Raw genomic sequence first — 16,874 nt, 5'->3', positions numbered from 1 at the left:
CCGGGAAGGGGATGCATAATGGAACAACTGATAATTTTAGTCATTATGCTGGCTCTCGGATCTTTATTCGGTAAAAAGAAAGACCAAGAAAAACCAGGTCAAAAACCGAAACGACCGCCAAGTCAGCAATGGCCAGCACAACCAACTCAACGTCAAATGAATCAGAGAGAAACTCAGCGGACCCATGCAACTCCTGAGGAGAAGCCGCGTTCGTTGAAGGAATTATCTAGGAACCTATTCGAAGATATTCAAAAGGAATTCCAAGATCTTCAACAAGAAACGAAAGAACCTGAACAGTCTGTAAAGACGCAGGCGCCTCAGTCAGAAATCTTCTATGCAGAACCTAAAAAGCCAGCTAAGTCTGCTTCTGCGTCACGTCCGGAACGTCAAACGGGCAGAGGTAGACTACATGGAGGGAAGATCATGTTAGAAGATGAACCGATTTTGCAGGAAGACTTGGTTCCGAAAACTCCGCAGCAGATCATGCAAGGGATTGTCTATGCAGAAATTTTAGGTCCACCAAAATCAAAACGGTAATCATGCCGCCCCCTGTCTTTTCATAGGATGAGACAGGGGGTTTTTTCATGAAAAAATTATTCGCACTTCATCCATCCATTATTTTAGATGAATTCAACTCATTGCGGATTACTGGCAACTATCGCTTGCTTGCATTAAGCGAACAATCCGTATCCTTTCAAACGAATGACTATGTCATGACTGTCAAAGGAGAAGATGTAACGGTTCTAATGCTGACTGAACAACACGCCCATATATCGATCGACGAACTGCAGGAAGTGACGGTGCGTTTTACGCCTGAAGAAGGAAACAGCCATGAGTCCTAAACGATTTGAAGTTCAGGTGAAAGATGTTCGTAACGGTTCTGTTTTTCTAAGTAGGTTACAAAGAGAGCATGTCAAGATCAGCAGCTTGTATGTCTCTGGAAGTGCAATGTTTTTTGAGACGGATTCAAAAGGAATTCATATTATCCGTCGTTATAGAAGAAAATACCGTGTGAAAGTACAAATCAGGCGTAGAGGTCAGGATACAGTTCAGCATCGACTATTTGCATCTTTATTGTTCTTAATCGTCTGTGTCATCCCGCTAGTTGCATCGTTGTTTCTGTGGAATATCACAGTGGAAAGTGATGTACCGGAAATTGCGCAACGAATGGAAACTAAGATGCAGAAAGCGCGAATTACTGCGCCTACTTTATTATCCAAATTACCGGAAGAAGATGAAATTCGTCGACTGCTGATGCAAGATGAACCCTCTCTATCGTGGATCCGGTTCTCAAAGACAGGTACTTCGTTAACTGTTTCACCGATGCTTGCTCCACTTTCCACTGAAGTGAAAGAAGAAGTGAAAGAAAAGCCATCCCATTTAGTAGCAAAAACAGGAGGAGTCATTACACGCTTTGCATTAACGAGGGGAGAAAGAGCGAGTATTATTCATCAAACCGTAAAAAAAGGTGATATGCTAGCAACAGGTATTTTAGAACAAGGTGAGAAAACGGCAGTAGTAGGCGCAGATGGGGAAGTATTTGCTGACTACTGGTTAGAATGTCATTTTGAATTACCCCGTACGATTAGTTATTCGATTCAAGGAGAAGAGAATTTGGATATCAGTTGGCAAAAGCCATGGACAGGTAAGCAGATAAAAGATATACGTTTTAGAAACCCTATTGTGATGGATAAGCTGAAAGAAACGCATATTCAGGAAGTGTTTTTGAAAAAAGGAATGGAAGAGACCATCATATTGCCGTTGATCAAGTATGATTTATTGTCAAAGAAAACAAATGAGCGCATAATTAAAGAAGAAAACATTTTACATGTATCCTTTACTAATGATAAAGTGAGTGGGACTATACTATTTTTACTTAATGAAAACATTGCTGAAAAACGACCTATAACTCAAGGAGACTGAAAATATTGAGCGAACATTTACTTCAACTTCATATTGAAGAACCGAACGAAGCGATTATGCTTCTTGGCATTTCCGATCAGAACATGAACTTAATTGAAGAGGAATTGAAAGTTTCAATCCACACTAGAGGTGAAAATATCTCGATTAGTGGAGCAGAAGAACAAGCGGTAGCTGCGAAAACATTGCTCGAGCAGTTATTGAAAGTGATCCGTAAAGGTATTAATATTAATTTACGCGATGTGGCAACAGCAATAGAGATGGCAAAAAACGGCACGATTGAATATTTCTCTTCTTTATACGATGAAGAAATTGCACGCAATACAAAGGGAAAAGTCATTCGTGCAAAGACCATTGGACAAAGAGAATATGTCCAGGCAATTCGTTCAAGAGATCTCGTATTTTGTATCGGACCTGCTGGAACAGGAAAGACGTATCTCGCTGTCGTGATGGCGGTGCAGGCAATGAAAACGGGTTCAGTAAAGCGAATTGTGTTGACCCGACCTGCTGTTGAAGCAGGAGAGAGCTTAGGATTCCTTCCAGGCGATTTGAAAGAAAAAGTTGACCCGTACCTTCGCCCTCTTTACGACGCGTTACACGATGTGCTAGGAGCCGAACATACAGAACGTCTTATGGAACGTGGCGTCATTGAAATTGCACCACTTGCGTACATGCGTGGAAGAACGCTTGACGATGCATTCGTTATTTTGGACGAAGCGCAAAACACTACGAAAGCCCAGATGAAAATGTTTTTGACACGTCTCGGTTTTGGATCGAAAATGGTCATCACAGGTGATAAAACGCAAATTGATTTACCTCGTGGTGTAGATTCTGGTCTAAATGTTGCAGAACATATTTTGAAGAACGTACAAGATATCCAATTCATGTATTTGGAACAAGGTGACGTAGTCCGACATCCGATTGTAGCGAAGATCATTGATGCATATGAGAAAGAGCAGTCAACTAATTAATTGACTGCTTTTTTTGAATGATGAATATACATAATTACACAATCATGTGCGGAATATTTGCCGAAAAGGAGGCAACTGCATGACAGCTTTAAAGGAACTATTTTCACAACTAAGAAAAGTGAAATTTACCTTTCTTTTGCTTCTTGTCGTCTCTCTTTCCAGTATCTTATTGTTTATTCTAATGTATGGCAGTACACAAAACGAAACGTACGAAATTTCGGCTTTTGAAATTTCACCGAAAACTATACGTTCACCTAAAACAATAGAAGATATCGAAAAAACCGAACTTGAACGTGTACGGGCAGAACAGGCGGTACCTAATTCCTATCGTTTCTCAGAGGATGTTATGAAAAACCGCCAAGCTATCCTCGGTTCCATCTTTACTGCAGTCAGTGATGTCAAAGTCGAAGCGACAGAAGATCCCAGCATGACGTCAAGTTCTAAAATGAAGTTACTTCAAGAGAAGTTGGAAGGACTGGAAAAAGAACAAACTTTTTTACCTGTTACACATGACCAACTTAAGCAGCTACTTACGGCTGAACAAAATGATCTAAATAATTTGCATGAATTACTGACACTTGTAGTGGGAAGAGAGTTATCGAAGCCGTTTAAAGCTGAACAAGTGCCGATTCATCGCTATGAAGTGGAGCGCAGAATTCGTGAAACTACTACACTACCGAGAGATTTGCTTGATGTAGCGCTATCCCTCGGGCGAATGGCAGTAGTGGAAACAGAGGTAGTCGATGAAGAATCGACTGTTAAGAATCAGACGGATGCGCGGGCTTCAGTTGAAGCCATTCGTATTTTACAAGGACAAGTCATCGTACGTGAAGGACAGTTGATCGATCGTGATGTGTATCACCAGCTCAAGCTTTCAGGAGTCCTAACTAATCAGTCTTCTCTTAAACCGATGTTCGGCATTGTTTTGTTTATTTTGTTCGTATCGGGTTTGATTGCCATACACTTCGGCAAGTCCAAAAGAGATGAGGCATTCAAAAAGAAAGCACTAGGTATTTTCTATAGTATTTTCCTGCTATCCGTCGTTTTAATGAAAATCGTCGGCTACATCGATCGTGAGTTTGATGTCCTCATTGCGTTTTTATTTCCGACGGCTCTCGTGCCGATGCTGATCAAGCTATTAATTAACGAGCGTTCAGCAGTACTAGCGACGATAATTACGTCTGCGACAGCCGGTATCATGATGCAAGAAGGCTTGGCCGCAATTATGCAAATGGAAGTAGCGCTGTATATTCTATTCGGTGGGATTGTGAGTATTTATTTACTAAGTGAACATGGTAGACGCTCAACGATTTTACAGACAAGTCTCGGTGTGGCGGGATCAAACATGATGTTCATCATATTTTATTTATTGATGACACAGACTAGTTATACAACACCCGAGCTGATTTTCTATGCGGTGGCAGCCATCTCATCAGGTTTGTTGTCTGGGGCTTTGACGATGGGGTTATTACCATTTTTCGAGTCGAGTTTTCACTTGCTTTCTAATATGCGTTTAGTTGAGCTTTCGAATCCTAATCATCCGCTACTAAAGAAAATCTTAGTGGAGACACCGGGGACATATCATCACAGCATTATGGTTGCGAATATAGCGGATGCGGCGTGTGAGGCAATTGGAGCCAATGGGTTGCTCGCGCGTGTTGGCAGCTATTATCACGATATCGGGAAGACTATACATCCTGGATTCTTCATTGAAAATCAACATAATGGCCGTAATCTACATGATGCACTGACACCCGAGAAAAGTCGTGATATGATTATAGCCCACGCGGAGGATGGAGCGGAAATTTTGGAGAAGCATCGTATGCCAAAAGAGCTTATAGCGATTGCAAGACAGCATCATGGAACGAGTAGCGTCAGATTCTTTTATCAGAAAGCGAAAGAAACCAATCCCGATGTGAATGAAGACGAGTTCCGTTATCCTGGTCCAAAACCGCAAACGAAAGAAAATGCAGTGATCATGATTGCAGACAGTGTGGAAGCTGCGGTACGTTCTATGAAAGAACCGACACCTGAAAAAATTGCCACGCTCGTCAACGCGATTGTGCGGGGGAAATTAGAAGATGATCAATTTGATGAATGTGATTTGTCGTTAAAAGAAATTAAACTAGTGAAACAAGCCATTAATGAAACGTTAAATGGGATCTTCCATAATCGGATTGAATATCCCGATAAGTAAAGGAGCAGAGCAACTATGATAGATTTTTATTTCGAAGATGAAACAGAAATCGTGGAACCGAGTTCGGAAGCTTTGATCAAGGATTTGTTGACTCACGCATCAAGAATGGAGAAAATGGAAGGTCTGTATGAGTTGTCTATTACGTTTATGGATGATGAATCCATTCAAGCTGTGAATGCTGAGTACAGAGGCAAAGACCGTCCAACCGACGTTATTTCATTTGCGCTAGAAGAGTTGTCGGAAGGAGAAGTGGCAATTGTTCAAGAAAGCGATATGCCTGTTGTATTGGGGGATATCGTGATTTCCATCGATACAGCAAAACGTCAGGCTATTGAATATAATCACTCGTTCGAGCGGGAACTCGGGTTTCTTGCATTACACGGATTCTTGCATTTACTCGGATATGATCATCTCGATGAAGAGGAAGAACGTGAGATGTTCGGCAGACAGACAGAGATTTTAACTGAATTCGGTTTGGATCGGCAGTGAGTCTATGCAGAAATTCTTGAAATCATTCCTCTATGCGTGGCAAGGCATTAAAGACGGCTTTAGGCAAGGTCGGAATATGAAATCTCATGGGTTATCCGCAATGATCGTGTTGATTGCGGGTTGGTTCACCGGTCTGTCACAAATAGAATGGATGATCATTTTTATCGTCATTGCAGGGGTGATGGCGCTTGAATTGATGAATACAGCAGTGGAATATGTAGTGGATCTTGTCACAACGGAATTCCATCCACTAGCGAAAAAAGCAAAAGATATTGCAGCTGGATCAGTTTTCGTGTTTGCCATAGCCAGCGCGATTGTCGGCTGTATAATTTTCTTTCCGAAATGGTTTGGATAAATTGATCGAATGAAGGGATGGTATGTAGATGCAAGTAGAACAATTAATGAATGAAGCAAAGCAAGCGATGAAAACGGCCTATGTGCCCTATTCAAAATTTCCAGTAGGTGCTGCATTAGAGGCTAGTGACGGTACCATATATCGTGGATGCAATATTGAAAACTCTGCGTATGGTTTATCCAATTGTGCAGAGAGAACAGCTATTTTTAAAGCGGTATCTGAAGGTGTTACATCGTTCAAGTCAATCACAGTAATTGGCGATACGGAAGGTCCAATCGCGCCGTGCGGTTCTTGCCGTCAAGTCATTGCGGAATTTTGCGCACCGAACATGCCCGTATACTTGACGAATTTGAAAGGTGATATACACGAAACAACAGTAGACCAGCTATTGCCGGGTGCTTTTTCCAAGGAGGATTTAGATTATGCAGAAGAACAACTTTAAGTCAGGCTTTATTTCCATCATCGGACGTCCCAATGTAGGGAAATCTACATTTATCAACCGCATGGTCGGTCAAAAAATTGCGATTATGAGCGACAAGCCGCAAACTACACGAAACAAAGTACAGGGAATTGTAACAACCGATACATCTCAGATGATTTTCATCGATACACCAGGTGTTCACAAACCGAAACACCGCCTAGGCGACTTCATGTTGAAAGTGACACGCAGTACGCTAAGCGAAGTCGACGTCATCATGTTTATGGTCAATGCGGATGAAAAAATCGGTACAGGTGATAGATTTATTATGGAATGGCTCGAGAAATCCAAGACTCCTGTATTTTTGGTCATCAATAAAATCGACCTTGTGCATCCTGATCAATTATTCGAGATCATTACATCGTATACAAATGAAATGAAATTTGCGGAAGTAGTTCCAATCTCTGCGCTAAACGGCAATAATATTGAACGATTGGTGGAAACGCTAGAAAGTTATCTAGAAGAAGGCCCACAATTTTATGATGCAGAGCAAGTGACGGATCACCCAGAACGTTTCATCATTTCCGAAATGATTCGTGAAAAAGTGTTGCACACTACACGCGAAGAAATTCCGCACTCGATTGCGGTAGCGATTGAAAGCATCGAGCAAGACCCCGTAACTGACAAAACGCATATCCGCGCGACCATCATTGTGGAACGTGATTCACAAAAAGGGATTGTCATCGGTAAAGGTGGTAAGCTCTTAAAAGAAATCGGTGTGAAGGCAAGAAAAGATATCGAAATGTTGCTTGGACATAAAGTATATTTGGAGCTATGGGTGAAAGTCCAAAAAGACTGGCGTAACCGTCCAAGTCGTTTGAAAGAATTCGGATTTAACGAGGAAGACTACTAAGCTGTCTGTCCTGCTAAAGGAGAGAGCGTATTGCTGAATAAGTTGGAAGGCTATATTATCAAAAGTATCCCTTACGGAGAATCCAATAAAATCGTGACGATCTATACGAAAGAAGCAGGAAAGATCACGACGATGGCAAGAGGTGCGAAAAAGCCCGCGAGTCGCTTAGCGGCTATTACTCAAACCTTTACGCACGGCTATTTTCTTGTTCGTGCAAGCAGGGGCATGGGATCGCTTGAGCAAGGCGAGCTTATCAGCAGCGTCCGTCACATTCGCTCTGATTTAGAGACGACTGCATATGCGGGCTTGATTGTAGAGTTGCTTGATCGCCTAACGGAATCTGAACAGCCGAATGCTAGCATATTTCGTTTGCTTGACGAGTCATTTAACGCTATGGAAGAAGGCTATGACGCAGAAGCCATCACACTGTTCGTTCAGTGGAAGATGCTGCCGGTTGCTGGAATACACCCTATACTTCACGAGTGTGCAAGTTGTGGCGCTACAGAAGGCGAATTCGCATTTTCTTTCCAGCAGATAGGTTTTCTCTGTCATCGATGCTTTCACGTCGATCCTTATATTATTCGGCTGTCACCTACACAAATTAAATTGATCCGAATGTTTTATACTGTTCCGCTCGATCAGATTGGTAAGCTGACATTGAAGAAACCGACAAAGACATTTATGGCGAAGCTTGTATCAACGATTTATCAGGAGCAAACCGGAATCTATCTAAAATCCAGAAAGTTCATTGAGCAATTGGAACGTACACCTGAATTGCAAAAACCAAAAGAACGAACTAAAGAAAGCCCAGAAGAGGAAGGCTGATGCCAACTTCTCCTGGGCTTTCCTATGATTAGAATTGTAGGTGTTTTTGAATATATGCTGTAACGTCTGCAATAGGCATGCGTTCTTGTTCCATAGAATCACGGTGACGAACAGTCACTTGTTGGTCTTCTAGTGAATCAAAGTCAAATGTAATACAGAATGGAGTTCCGATTTCATCTTGACGACGGTAACGACGTCCGATGGATTGGGAATCATCATATTGTACTGGGAAATGCTTTGAAAGCTCTGCATATACTTTTTCTGCATCATCCGCAAGTTTTTTGGACAATGGAAGGACTGCTGCTTTGATTGGTGCTAATGCTGGGTGGAAACGAAGAACTGTACGTGTATCGCCGTCTTCAAGTTCCTCCGTATCGAATGCGTCACATAGGAAAGCCAACGTTACGCGGTCCGCACCAACGGAAGGCTCGATACAGTACGGTACGTATTTTTCATTCGTAATTGGATCTTGGTAATGGAAGTCCTCGCCTGAATATTCCATATGACGCTTCAAGTCGAAGTCTGTACGGTTAGCGATTCCCCATAGCTCTCCCCAGCCAAATGGGAATTTGTATTCGATGTCCACAGTTCCTTTAGAATAGTGGGATAGCTCATCTTCATTGTGTTCGCGAAGACGAATATTATCTTTCTTCAAACCCAGTTTCAATAATAATCCTTCAGACTGGTCAATCCAGTACTTATACCACTGCTCATCGTCGCCTGGCTTACAGAAGAATTCAAGTTCCATTTGTTCGAATTCACGAGTACGGAATGTGAAGTTCCCCGGTGTGATTTCGTTACGGAAACTTTTTCCTACTTGTGCAATACCAAAAGGTACTTTCTTTCTCATAGAGCGTTGAACATTTTTGAAGTTCACGAAGATACCTTGTGCTGTTTCAGGACGTAGGAAGATTTCGTTAGCAGAGGAATCTGTTACACCTTGGCTCGTTTTGAACATTAAGTTGAATTGACGAATTTCTGTATAATCCAACGCACCACATGTAGGACATTTGATTTCGTGTTCTTGAATCAAATCGAACATTTTATCAAACGGTAGACCATCAACGACCATTTCAATTCCCTTTGCGTCCAATGCTTCCTCAATTAATTTATCTGCACGGTGACGGGTATTACATTTTTTACAGTCAATCATCGGGTCGTTAAAGTTTCCAATATGACCGGATGCTTCCCAAACTCTTGGGTTCATCAGGATTGCGGAATCAAGACCTACGTTATAAGGTGATTCCTGGATGAATTTCTGCCACCAGGCACGCTTGATATTGTTTTTCAGTTCGACACCTAGTGGACCGTAATCCCAAGTGTTCGCTAAACCGCCATAAATATCAGACCCTGGGAATACGAATCCCCGTTGTTTTGAAAGATTGACTACTTGTTCCATAGATAACATTCTAAACGCCTCCAATTAAAATAAGCACACGTCTCCGGACATAGATCATGTCCGGGGACGAGTGCATGATAACCCGCGGTTCCACCCCGATTGGTTTTTCAACCCACTTTCACAATGAATGTTTCAACTCCCGGCTGCCGTTTCGTGTAGGTACAGGCTTTCACTATCCCTGCTCGCTCAAAATATACACTACTTATTGACCGTTCTTCGTTTACTTGATTCAAAATTAGTTTAGCATGCTTCTCCTTTCTTCGCAATAGCGAGCGTGTTGATATATAATTAGACAGTAAATACAACTTTGAAGTCTGAAGGCGGTGACATGTTTGGAATTAAATACACGTCAGAATGAAATCCTCGACATCGTCAAAGGAAACGGTCCGATTACAGGAGAGCAAATTGCTGAACGTTTACATTTAGCACGCGCTACGATCCGGCCAGATTTAGCAATCTTGACGATGGCTGGATTTTTGGATGCACGACCGCGTGTAGGTTATTTCTATTCAGGTAAGAAACCTATTAAATCCGTTGCGGATGGCATGGTGGATATGATTGTAGCTAATTATCAATCGAGGCCAGTCGTCATCACTGAAAATCTATCAGTATATGACGCGATTTGCCAACTGTTTTTAGAGGATGTTGGAACACTATTCGTAGTGGACCAGCAGTCGTTATTGACAGGCGTTGTATCACGTAAGGATCTGTTGAGAACGAGCATCGGAAGAACAGAACTAGAAAAGATACCCGTGCATGTCATTATGACAAGAATGCCGAATGTCACATATTGCAAAAAAGAAGATACACTCATTTCCGTTGCCAAAAAAATGATGGACAGCCAAATCGATTCATTACCTATAGTTCAAGAGCGTAAAAACGGACTTGAGGTAATGGGACGAGTGACAAAAACAAATATTACTGCCGCTTTTCTTTCATTAGTGGAAGATCAAGATGTGTGAGGAGTGACTACATGACAAAATTCACATTATTCATTGTCTCCGATTCTGTCGGGGAAACTGCAGGTCTTGTGACGAAAGCGGCTGCGAGTCAGTTTCGTCATGATTTAGAGACGGTTTCAATAAAAAGGTTTTCGTATATAGAAGAGAATTCACAATTAGAAGAAATTGTTTTCTTGGCAAAGCAACAGCAAGCGTTGATTGTCTTTACTTTGGTCAAAAGCCAGATGAGGGAACAGCTATATGTACTTTGTGAAGAATTGGAAGTCCCTTTCGTAGACTTACTCGGTCCATTGATTGAGAAGATGGGGGACCAATTGAAACAAGAACCATTTGAAGAGCCGGGTCTTGTCAGGAAGTTAGATGATGACTATTTCAAAAAAATCGAAGCCATCGAGTTTGCAGTTCGCTATGATGACGGAAGAGACACGCGTGGTATATTGGAAGCAGACATGGTTCTAATCGGTGTGTCGCGAACATCCAAAACTCCTTTATCTCAATATCTTGCGAATAAAGGTTTTAAAGTGGCCAACGTGCCCCTTATGCCAGAAGTAGACCCACCATCAGAACTTTTCTCCATTGACCCTACAAAGTGCTTTGGCCTATGTATTTCCGTTGAGCAATTAAATTCGATTCGGAAATCTCGCTTGGAGGCATTAGGCTTGAAAGATGATGCAAACTATGCGAAAATAGCACGTATTCAACAAGAGATGGACTATTTCAATGAAATTACTACACGTGTCGGTTGTGAAGTCATCGATGTGACGAATCGCGCGGTAGAAGAGACAGCCAATACGATTCTTAAAGCATTTTCAGCAAGGAAGGCCAACTGAACGAACTAGTTGGGTCTTCTTTTTTCTGTGTGTGTGTGTGTCTACTCGGCTAACATGTCATAAATGTGACATAATTGCAGATACTGAAAATAGTTATAGCAAAAAATGTCGATAAAGAAGGATTTTTGGAAAACGTCTAGAATTTATGTATATAGAGTGGAAATGGTGATAGAATGACAAGAATATCTGACGAAACAATTGAGGAAATCCGTTCAGGAACTGACATTGTCGATTTGATCAGCGAATATGTCCAATTAGCAAAAAGAGGTAAAAACTGGTTTGGACTTTGCCCATTCCATGAAGAAGGTAGCCCGTCTTTCTCTGTTTCCGAAGACAAGCAGTTATTTCATTGTTTTGGTTGCGGCGCAAGCGGTAATGCCATCACGTTCATGATGGATATGGAAAATCGATCATTCATTGACTCCATCGTCAAACTAGGCAGTCGAATGGGATTAGAGTTGGAAAGTTCCCAAACAGACAACCAAGCGTCAAAATCCTCGTCTAATCAAAAAATGCTGAAAGCCTACACACTGGCTGCTAATTTTTATAGCCATCTGCTCTTAAACACCATAGAAGGCGAAAAAGCATTAGAATATCTAGAAAAAAGAGGATTTACGCGTGATGAGATAGAACAGTATGAAATAGGATGGTCTCCCGTTCAGTCAGATGCCTTATCGGCACTGCTGAAGAGACAAGGTTTTGATATGCAAGAAATGGAAACGGCAGGACTTTGTTTCCATAAAGAAGATGGCTCAGGTTATTTTGACCGTTTCAGGGGAAGGATCATGTTTCCGATTCAGGATGATAATGGTGCAACAATCGCATTCTCCGGCAGAAGGTTGGAGGATTCTTCTTCTGAAGCTAAATATATCAATAGTCCAGAAACTCCCGTCTTTGAAAAGAGTAAGGTTTTGTTTAATTTTCACCGTGCACGTCTTAATGTTCGAAAAACGGGTAAAGTAGTACTATTCGAAGGTTTCATGGATACGATTGCAGCAGATCGTGGCGGAATAGGAAATACGGTGGCTGTTATGGGTACTGCATTATCCGCGCATCATATCGTGAAATTAAAGCGAATGGCAAAAAAAATAGTCATTTGCTGTGATGGTGACTCAGCTGGCTGGGGGGCTGCCAAACGATTTGCTGACCAATTAATGGATAGCGCAATGGATGTACTCGTTGCCACTTTGCCAGACAAAATGGATCCTGATGATTATATCAGTCAGCATGGTTCAGAAGTATTTTCGGAAAAGGTGCTTGATCAAGCGTTGTCCTATATTTCTTTCGTAGCGGCCTACTATAGAAGAGATAAGAATCTATCTGTCGATCATGATATCAAGCAATACGTACATGAAGTATTTGACGAACTGGCTCACCGTTGTTCTCCTATTGAGAAAGATTTATTGATCCAGCAACTCCACAATGAAACACATGCTTCAAAAGAGTCACTTGAACAAGAATTTACTAAGTCGATTGCAAAAAAGGCGAAACAATCGAAACAATCGCATGATTCAAGTCCTGATGAAAACAGAACTGTACAAGTTACGAGAGTCCCGGCGAATCGTGCAGAAACAGATCGCGCGGAACAATTACTTCTTGCACATCTGCTGATGGACGCAGATCTATTCGAGGAAAAACGACTGGAACTTCAAGATTTATTTGTAAGAGATGATGTCATCAAAATATTCTTTAAGTTGGCAGCGTTTTATGAACAATATGATTTGCCAAACTATCAGCGATTTGCAGAAATGTTGGAAGACCGGCAACTGAAGAAAGTCGTCATGGAAGCCATCTTAACTGAACGTTCAAAGGAGCATACCACACAAGAAGTAAATGACTGTATCCGTCATTTAAAAAGAAATCAAATGAAACGTCTAATTGATCAAAAGCGGCACGAATCTAAAGAAGCAGAAAAAAGGAACGACCTACTGAAAGCAATGGAGTTGGCCTCGGAAGTAATCCAGCTTGTGAGATCGTTAAAGGTTCTGTAAGGAGGTATAGTCACTATGACAAAAGAAGAACAAACGGGAGAAGTAGAATTGACTCTTGAAGAAGCAAAAGCAGCAATTATTGAAGCAGGTAAAAAAACAGGTGAACTAACATTAGAGGATGTAACAGAAAAACTGGCATCCTTCGAAATGGAGCCAGACCAATTTGAAGAGTTTTTAGATCAGATTGAAGCGCAAGAAATCGAAATGGATAGAAAAGAAGAAGCTGATCCCAAGGCTGAAAAAGAAGAGCAATTTGATTTAAATGATTTAAGTGTACCACCTGGCGTAAGAATCAACGATCCAGTCCGTATGTATTTAAAAGAAATAGGACGAGTAGATTTATTGACAGGTAAAGAAGAAGTAGAATTAGCGATTCGGATTATCGATGGTTTAGCTGCTGAAACAGAGCTTGAGGAAACAGGGGAAATGACACCTGCATTAGATGCTACTATTATTCGTGGTGAGAATGCCAAAAAGAAATTGGCTGAAGCGAACTTACGTTTAGTTGTCAGTATTGCAAAACGCTATGTCGGTCGCGGTATGCTATTCCTAGATTTGATTCAAGAAGGGAATATGGGTCTTATTAAAGCCGTTGAGAAATTTGACCATACGAAAGGCTTTAAATTCAGTACGTATGCAACTTGGTGGATCCGTCAGGCAATCACACGCGCAATTGCGGATCAGGCACGTACCATTCGTATTCCTGTGCATATGGTGGAAACGATCAATAAATTGATTCGTGTTCAACGTCAATTGCTCCAAGATTTAGGACGAGAGCCGTCCCCGGAAGAAATCGGAGAAGAAATGGACTTGACTCCAGAAAAAGTTCGTGAAATATTGAAGATTGCTCAAGAGCCCGTTTCATTGGAAACGCCAATTGGTGAAGAAGACGACTCTCATCTTGGTGATTTTATCGAAGACTCAGAAGCGCAGTCTCCTTCAGACCATGCAGCGTATGAATTGTTAAAGGAACAACTTGAAGATGTTTTAGATACGTTAACAGATCGTGAAGAAAATGTATTACGTTTACGTTTTGGTCTAGACGATGGACGCACACGTACGCTTGAAGAAGTGGGCAAAGTATTTGGTGTTACGCGTGAGCGTATTCGTCAGATCGAAGCAAAAGCACTTAGAAAGTTACGCCACCCATCACGCAGCAAACGACTTAAAGACTTCTTAGAATAATAGGTGCATCGGCTGGAAATAGCCGATGCTTTTTATTCTTTATTTTAAAAAAGAAGATTGATACTATTGGAGGAGAAAGGATGGCTATAGATAAGAAACAGATCATCATTTCTGAAATCCGGTATTGGAAAGCCAATAAACTCCTGCCTGAGCATTATTGTGATTTCCTCATAACCTTGTATGCACAAGGAGAAGATCCCGACGAAGTGGCAGAGAAAGAATCTTCCACACTGCAAATGGAACGCAGAAAGTTGCGAACCAAACAATTTATGATTTTGCTTATTAGCCTATTGCTTGCAGGTGTAGCATCAGTTGCTATGTTTGTACTGACGGAATATCCAGTCGCCACATTGACTGTTGCAGCTGTATTGGCTATGACTTTCCTAACGTTCGTATCGGGAAAAACATTCAGTAAGAAAGGTTTTGCACCATTTCTCTACATATCGATGGCTTTTCTTTTATTGATGATGTCATTGAAGATTTGGACTGCATTTTTTGATGGGGACACGACATTATTGATCGGACTCCTCGTGTTGAATTGCGGTTTATGGTTATTTACTGGAAGAATATTAAAGTTACTATACTTCACTATTTCAGGCTCACTAGGTCTATTGACAGTAGTCGCATTTTTACTATTATCTATATAAACGGACGGAATGTAATGAGGTATTGTTATATTCCGTTCTTTTTCTATATACTAGAATGTAAGGGCTTACAAGTGTAATAGAATGGTATAAGTGGAGAGAGGATGATCATGATGAACTTTGATTTAACTCAAGAACAGCAAATGGTGAAAAAACTGATGAGAGATTTTTCAAATGAGGAAGTAGCGCCAGGTGCAGTAGATCGTGATCGCTCGGGAAAGTTCCCGGTGGAAATTTTTCAAAAGCTTTCAGAAATGGGCATGATGGGCTTACCATTTCCCGAGAAATACGGGGGTGGTGGGGCAGACACGATCAGTTTTGCTATCGTTACGGAAGAATTGAGCCGTGCATGTGCATCGACGGGTATTACGTATTCCGCTCATATTTCACTAGGTGGTGCACCTCTCAACTTATTTGGAACAAAAGAGCAAAAGCAGAAGTATCTAACGCCGATCTGTACTGGCGAATCCTTTGGGGCTTTCGGTTTGACAGAGCCTAATGCTGGATCTGATGCTGGAGGAACAGAGACGTCTGCTGTGCTTTCTAACGGGCAGTATACGATCAACGGCTCAAAGGTCTATATTACCAATGCAAGCTACGCTAAACACCTAGCATTGACTGCTGTGACGGGTCGTGAAGACGGCAAGAAAGAGATTAGCGCAATTATCGTACCGACAGATTTAAAAGGCTTTAAAATTATTGATAACTATGAAAAGATGGGCTTGCATGCTTCCAATACAACAGAATTATTGCTTGAAGATGTAGTAGTTCCAGAAGAGAATCTACTTGGCGAGAGTGGAAAAGGGCTTCAGCAATTCCTTGTAACGCTTGACGGTGGTCGTATCGGGATCGGTGCTATGGCAGTAGGTATTGCACAGGCAGCTTATGAGAGGGCTTTGAAGTATTCAAAAGAACGTAAGCAATTCGGAAAGACGTTATCCTCTTTCCAAATTACACAATTCAAACTGGCTGATATGGCGATGAAGATCGAACTTGCACGGACTATGGTGTATAAAGCGGCCTGGCTGAAAGACCAAGGTAGAATGTTTACAAAAGAAGCCTCGATGTGTAAATTATATGCTTCCGAAATTGCTATGGAAGTTGCCGATGAAGCGATCCAAATACACGGTGGCTATGGCTATATGCGTGAGTACGAAGTCGAACGTTATTTACGTGATGCCAAGCTTCTTGAAATTGGAGAAGGTACTTCAGAAGTACAGCGGATGGTCATCGCTAGACAACTAGGTTGCTGAATTGCGAATTATGGCGATTCTGTCACAAAAGACGAAAAGTCGTCCAATAACACTTTCAGTTTTCTTATAGATACAGTACAATGTTAATTGTATACTGTATCTTTTACAGAATAGATTCTGGTGAAGGAGGGTAATCCAATGAATAAAAATCCTGTTGTACCATTTTTCCTAATTTTCGCGCTCGGAATTGGACTGGTTTTCTTCATGTCACTTTATGGCCTAGATCAAAAAAAGGAAATTGCTGGAGCTAACGAAGAAGGCACTGAGCAAACAACTGAAGAAAGTGCAAACACTGGCGAATTCGATGCAGAAGCAGTTGCTCAGCAGAAGTGTATTAGTTGTCACGGCGATGGCTTGGCTGGCGGAATGGGGCCGGCTTTAAATAGCTCACTTGACGCAAAACAAGCACATGATGCAATCAAAAACGGTGTTGCTGGAACTGCAATGCCAGCTGGACTAGTTCCTGATGAGAACATAGATGAAATGGTTGATTACATTTTATCATTAGACTGATTGTCTACT

18 protein-coding genes are annotated in these 16,874 nt (G+C 41.5%); 17 read left to right on the top strand and 1 reads right to left on the bottom strand.

Annotation, left to right across the window (positions count from 1 at the left end; genetic code table 11):
* Window positions 1–18 precede the first annotated feature (18 nt).
* The 10 genes from CSV75_RS04925 (at window position 19) to recO (ending at window position 8,088) form a co-directional block, all read left to right on the top strand.
* Entirely contained in the window at window positions 19–537 is a 519-nt protein-coding gene (locus tag CSV75_RS04925) for a hypothetical protein (protein ID WP_099674976.1), read from the top strand.
* Window positions 538–584: 47 nt separating this feature from the next.
* Window positions 585–842 carry a YabP/YqfC family sporulation protein gene (locus tag CSV75_RS04920; RefSeq protein WP_085133497.1) on the top strand — a complete coding sequence of 86 codons (258 nt, stop codon included), beginning with the start codon at window positions 585–587 and terminating at the stop codon, window positions 840–842.
* Entirely contained in the window at window positions 832–1,923 is a 1,092-nt protein-coding gene (locus tag CSV75_RS04915) for a sporulation protein YqfD (RefSeq protein ID WP_099674975.1), read from the top strand. Before CSV75_RS04920 ends, CSV75_RS04915 begins: the two co-directional genes overlap by 11 nt.
* 5 nt (window positions 1,924–1,928) lie before the next feature.
* Window positions 1,929–2,891: a PhoH family protein gene (locus CSV75_RS04910; RefSeq protein ID WP_199171300.1), complete on the top strand. Its 963-nt coding sequence runs from the start codon at window positions 1,929–1,931 to the stop codon at window positions 2,889–2,891.
* Between the two features lie 79 nt (window positions 2,892–2,970).
* Window positions 2,971–5,088: an HD family phosphohydrolase gene (locus CSV75_RS04905; protein WP_099674974.1), complete on the top strand. Its 2,118-nt coding sequence runs from the start codon at window positions 2,971–2,973 to the stop codon at window positions 5,086–5,088.
* Window positions 5,089–5,103: 15 nt separating this feature from the next.
* Window positions 5,104–5,577, top strand: a complete 474-nt coding sequence (ybeY, locus tag CSV75_RS04900) for an rRNA maturation RNase YbeY (protein WP_099674973.1) — start codon at window positions 5,104–5,106, stop codon at window positions 5,575–5,577.
* A gap of 4 nt (window positions 5,578–5,581) precedes the next feature.
* Window positions 5,582–5,932 (top strand): diacylglycerol kinase family protein, encoded by a 351-nt coding sequence (locus tag CSV75_RS04895; protein WP_099674972.1) that lies wholly within the window; start codon window positions 5,582–5,584, stop codon window positions 5,930–5,932.
* Between the two features lie 28 nt (window positions 5,933–5,960).
* Window positions 5,961–6,374 (top strand): cytidine deaminase, encoded by a 414-nt coding sequence (locus CSV75_RS04890; protein WP_099674971.1) that lies wholly within the window; start codon window positions 5,961–5,963, stop codon window positions 6,372–6,374.
* The gene (gene era / locus CSV75_RS04885) at window positions 6,355–7,263 is read left to right on the top strand and encodes a GTPase Era (protein WP_099630214.1); all 909 of its coding nucleotides are present in this window, start codon (window positions 6,355–6,357) and stop codon (window positions 7,261–7,263) included. Before CSV75_RS04890 ends, era begins: the two co-directional genes overlap by 20 nt.
* A gap of 30 nt (window positions 7,264–7,293) precedes the next feature.
* The gene (gene recO, locus CSV75_RS04880) at window positions 7,294–8,088 is read left to right on the top strand and encodes a DNA repair protein RecO (protein WP_099637301.1); all 795 of its coding nucleotides are present in this window, start codon (window positions 7,294–7,296) and stop codon (window positions 8,086–8,088) included.
* A gap of 28 nt (window positions 8,089–8,116) precedes the next feature.
* Here the strand turns inward: recO and CSV75_RS04875 are convergent, their stop codons facing one another.
* The gene (locus CSV75_RS04875; protein ID WP_099674970.1) at window positions 8,117–9,496 is read right to left on the bottom strand and encodes a glycine--tRNA ligase; all 1,380 of its coding nucleotides are present in this window, start codon (window positions 9,494–9,496) and stop codon (window positions 8,117–8,119) included.
* Window positions 9,497–9,810: 314 nt separating this feature from the next.
* Between CSV75_RS04875 and ccpN the strand changes: the two genes are divergently transcribed.
* From ccpN to CSV75_RS04840, 7 genes are all read left to right on the top strand, one after another.
* The gene (gene ccpN / locus CSV75_RS04870; protein WP_099630211.1) at window positions 9,811–10,449 is read left to right on the top strand and encodes a transcriptional regulator CcpN; all 639 of its coding nucleotides are present in this window, start codon (window positions 9,811–9,813) and stop codon (window positions 10,447–10,449) included.
* A gap of 11 nt (window positions 10,450–10,460) precedes the next feature.
* On the top strand, window positions 10,461–11,279 hold the full coding sequence (locus CSV75_RS04865; RefSeq protein ID WP_099630210.1) for a pyruvate, water dikinase regulatory protein: 819 nt from the start codon (window positions 10,461–10,463) through the stop codon (window positions 11,277–11,279).
* 173 nt (window positions 11,280–11,452) lie between these two features.
* On the top strand, window positions 11,453–13,270 hold the full coding sequence (dnaG, locus tag CSV75_RS04860) for a DNA primase (protein WP_099674969.1): 1,818 nt from the start codon (window positions 11,453–11,455) through the stop codon (window positions 13,268–13,270).
* A gap of 15 nt (window positions 13,271–13,285) precedes the next feature.
* Window positions 13,286–14,455 (top strand): RNA polymerase sigma factor RpoD, encoded by a 1,170-nt coding sequence (gene rpoD / locus CSV75_RS04855; RefSeq protein WP_099674968.1) that lies wholly within the window; start codon window positions 13,286–13,288, stop codon window positions 14,453–14,455.
* An 80-nt stretch (window positions 14,456–14,535) separates the two neighbouring features.
* Window positions 14,536–15,102, top strand: coding sequence for a hypothetical protein (locus CSV75_RS04850; protein ID WP_099674967.1), 567 nt, complete (start codon window positions 14,536–14,538; stop codon window positions 15,100–15,102).
* A gap of 110 nt (window positions 15,103–15,212) precedes the next feature.
* Window positions 15,213–16,352, top strand: coding sequence for an acyl-CoA dehydrogenase family protein (locus tag CSV75_RS04845; RefSeq protein ID WP_099675337.1), 1,140 nt, complete (start codon window positions 15,213–15,215; stop codon window positions 16,350–16,352).
* A 138-nt stretch (window positions 16,353–16,490) separates the two neighbouring features.
* Entirely contained in the window at window positions 16,491–16,865 is a 375-nt protein-coding gene (locus tag CSV75_RS04840) for a c-type cytochrome (protein ID WP_199171299.1), read from the top strand.
* The last annotated feature ends 9 nt before the right edge of the window (window positions 16,866–16,874 follow it).

Source organism: Sporosarcina sp. P18a, from assembly GCF_002743135.1.
In the GTDB taxonomy this organism is placed as follows: Bacteria; Bacillota; Bacilli; order Bacillales_A; family Planococcaceae; genus Sporosarcina.
The sequence above is the reverse complement of the archived record's forward strand: the minus strand, read 5'-3'. Positions and strand labels throughout refer to the sequence as shown.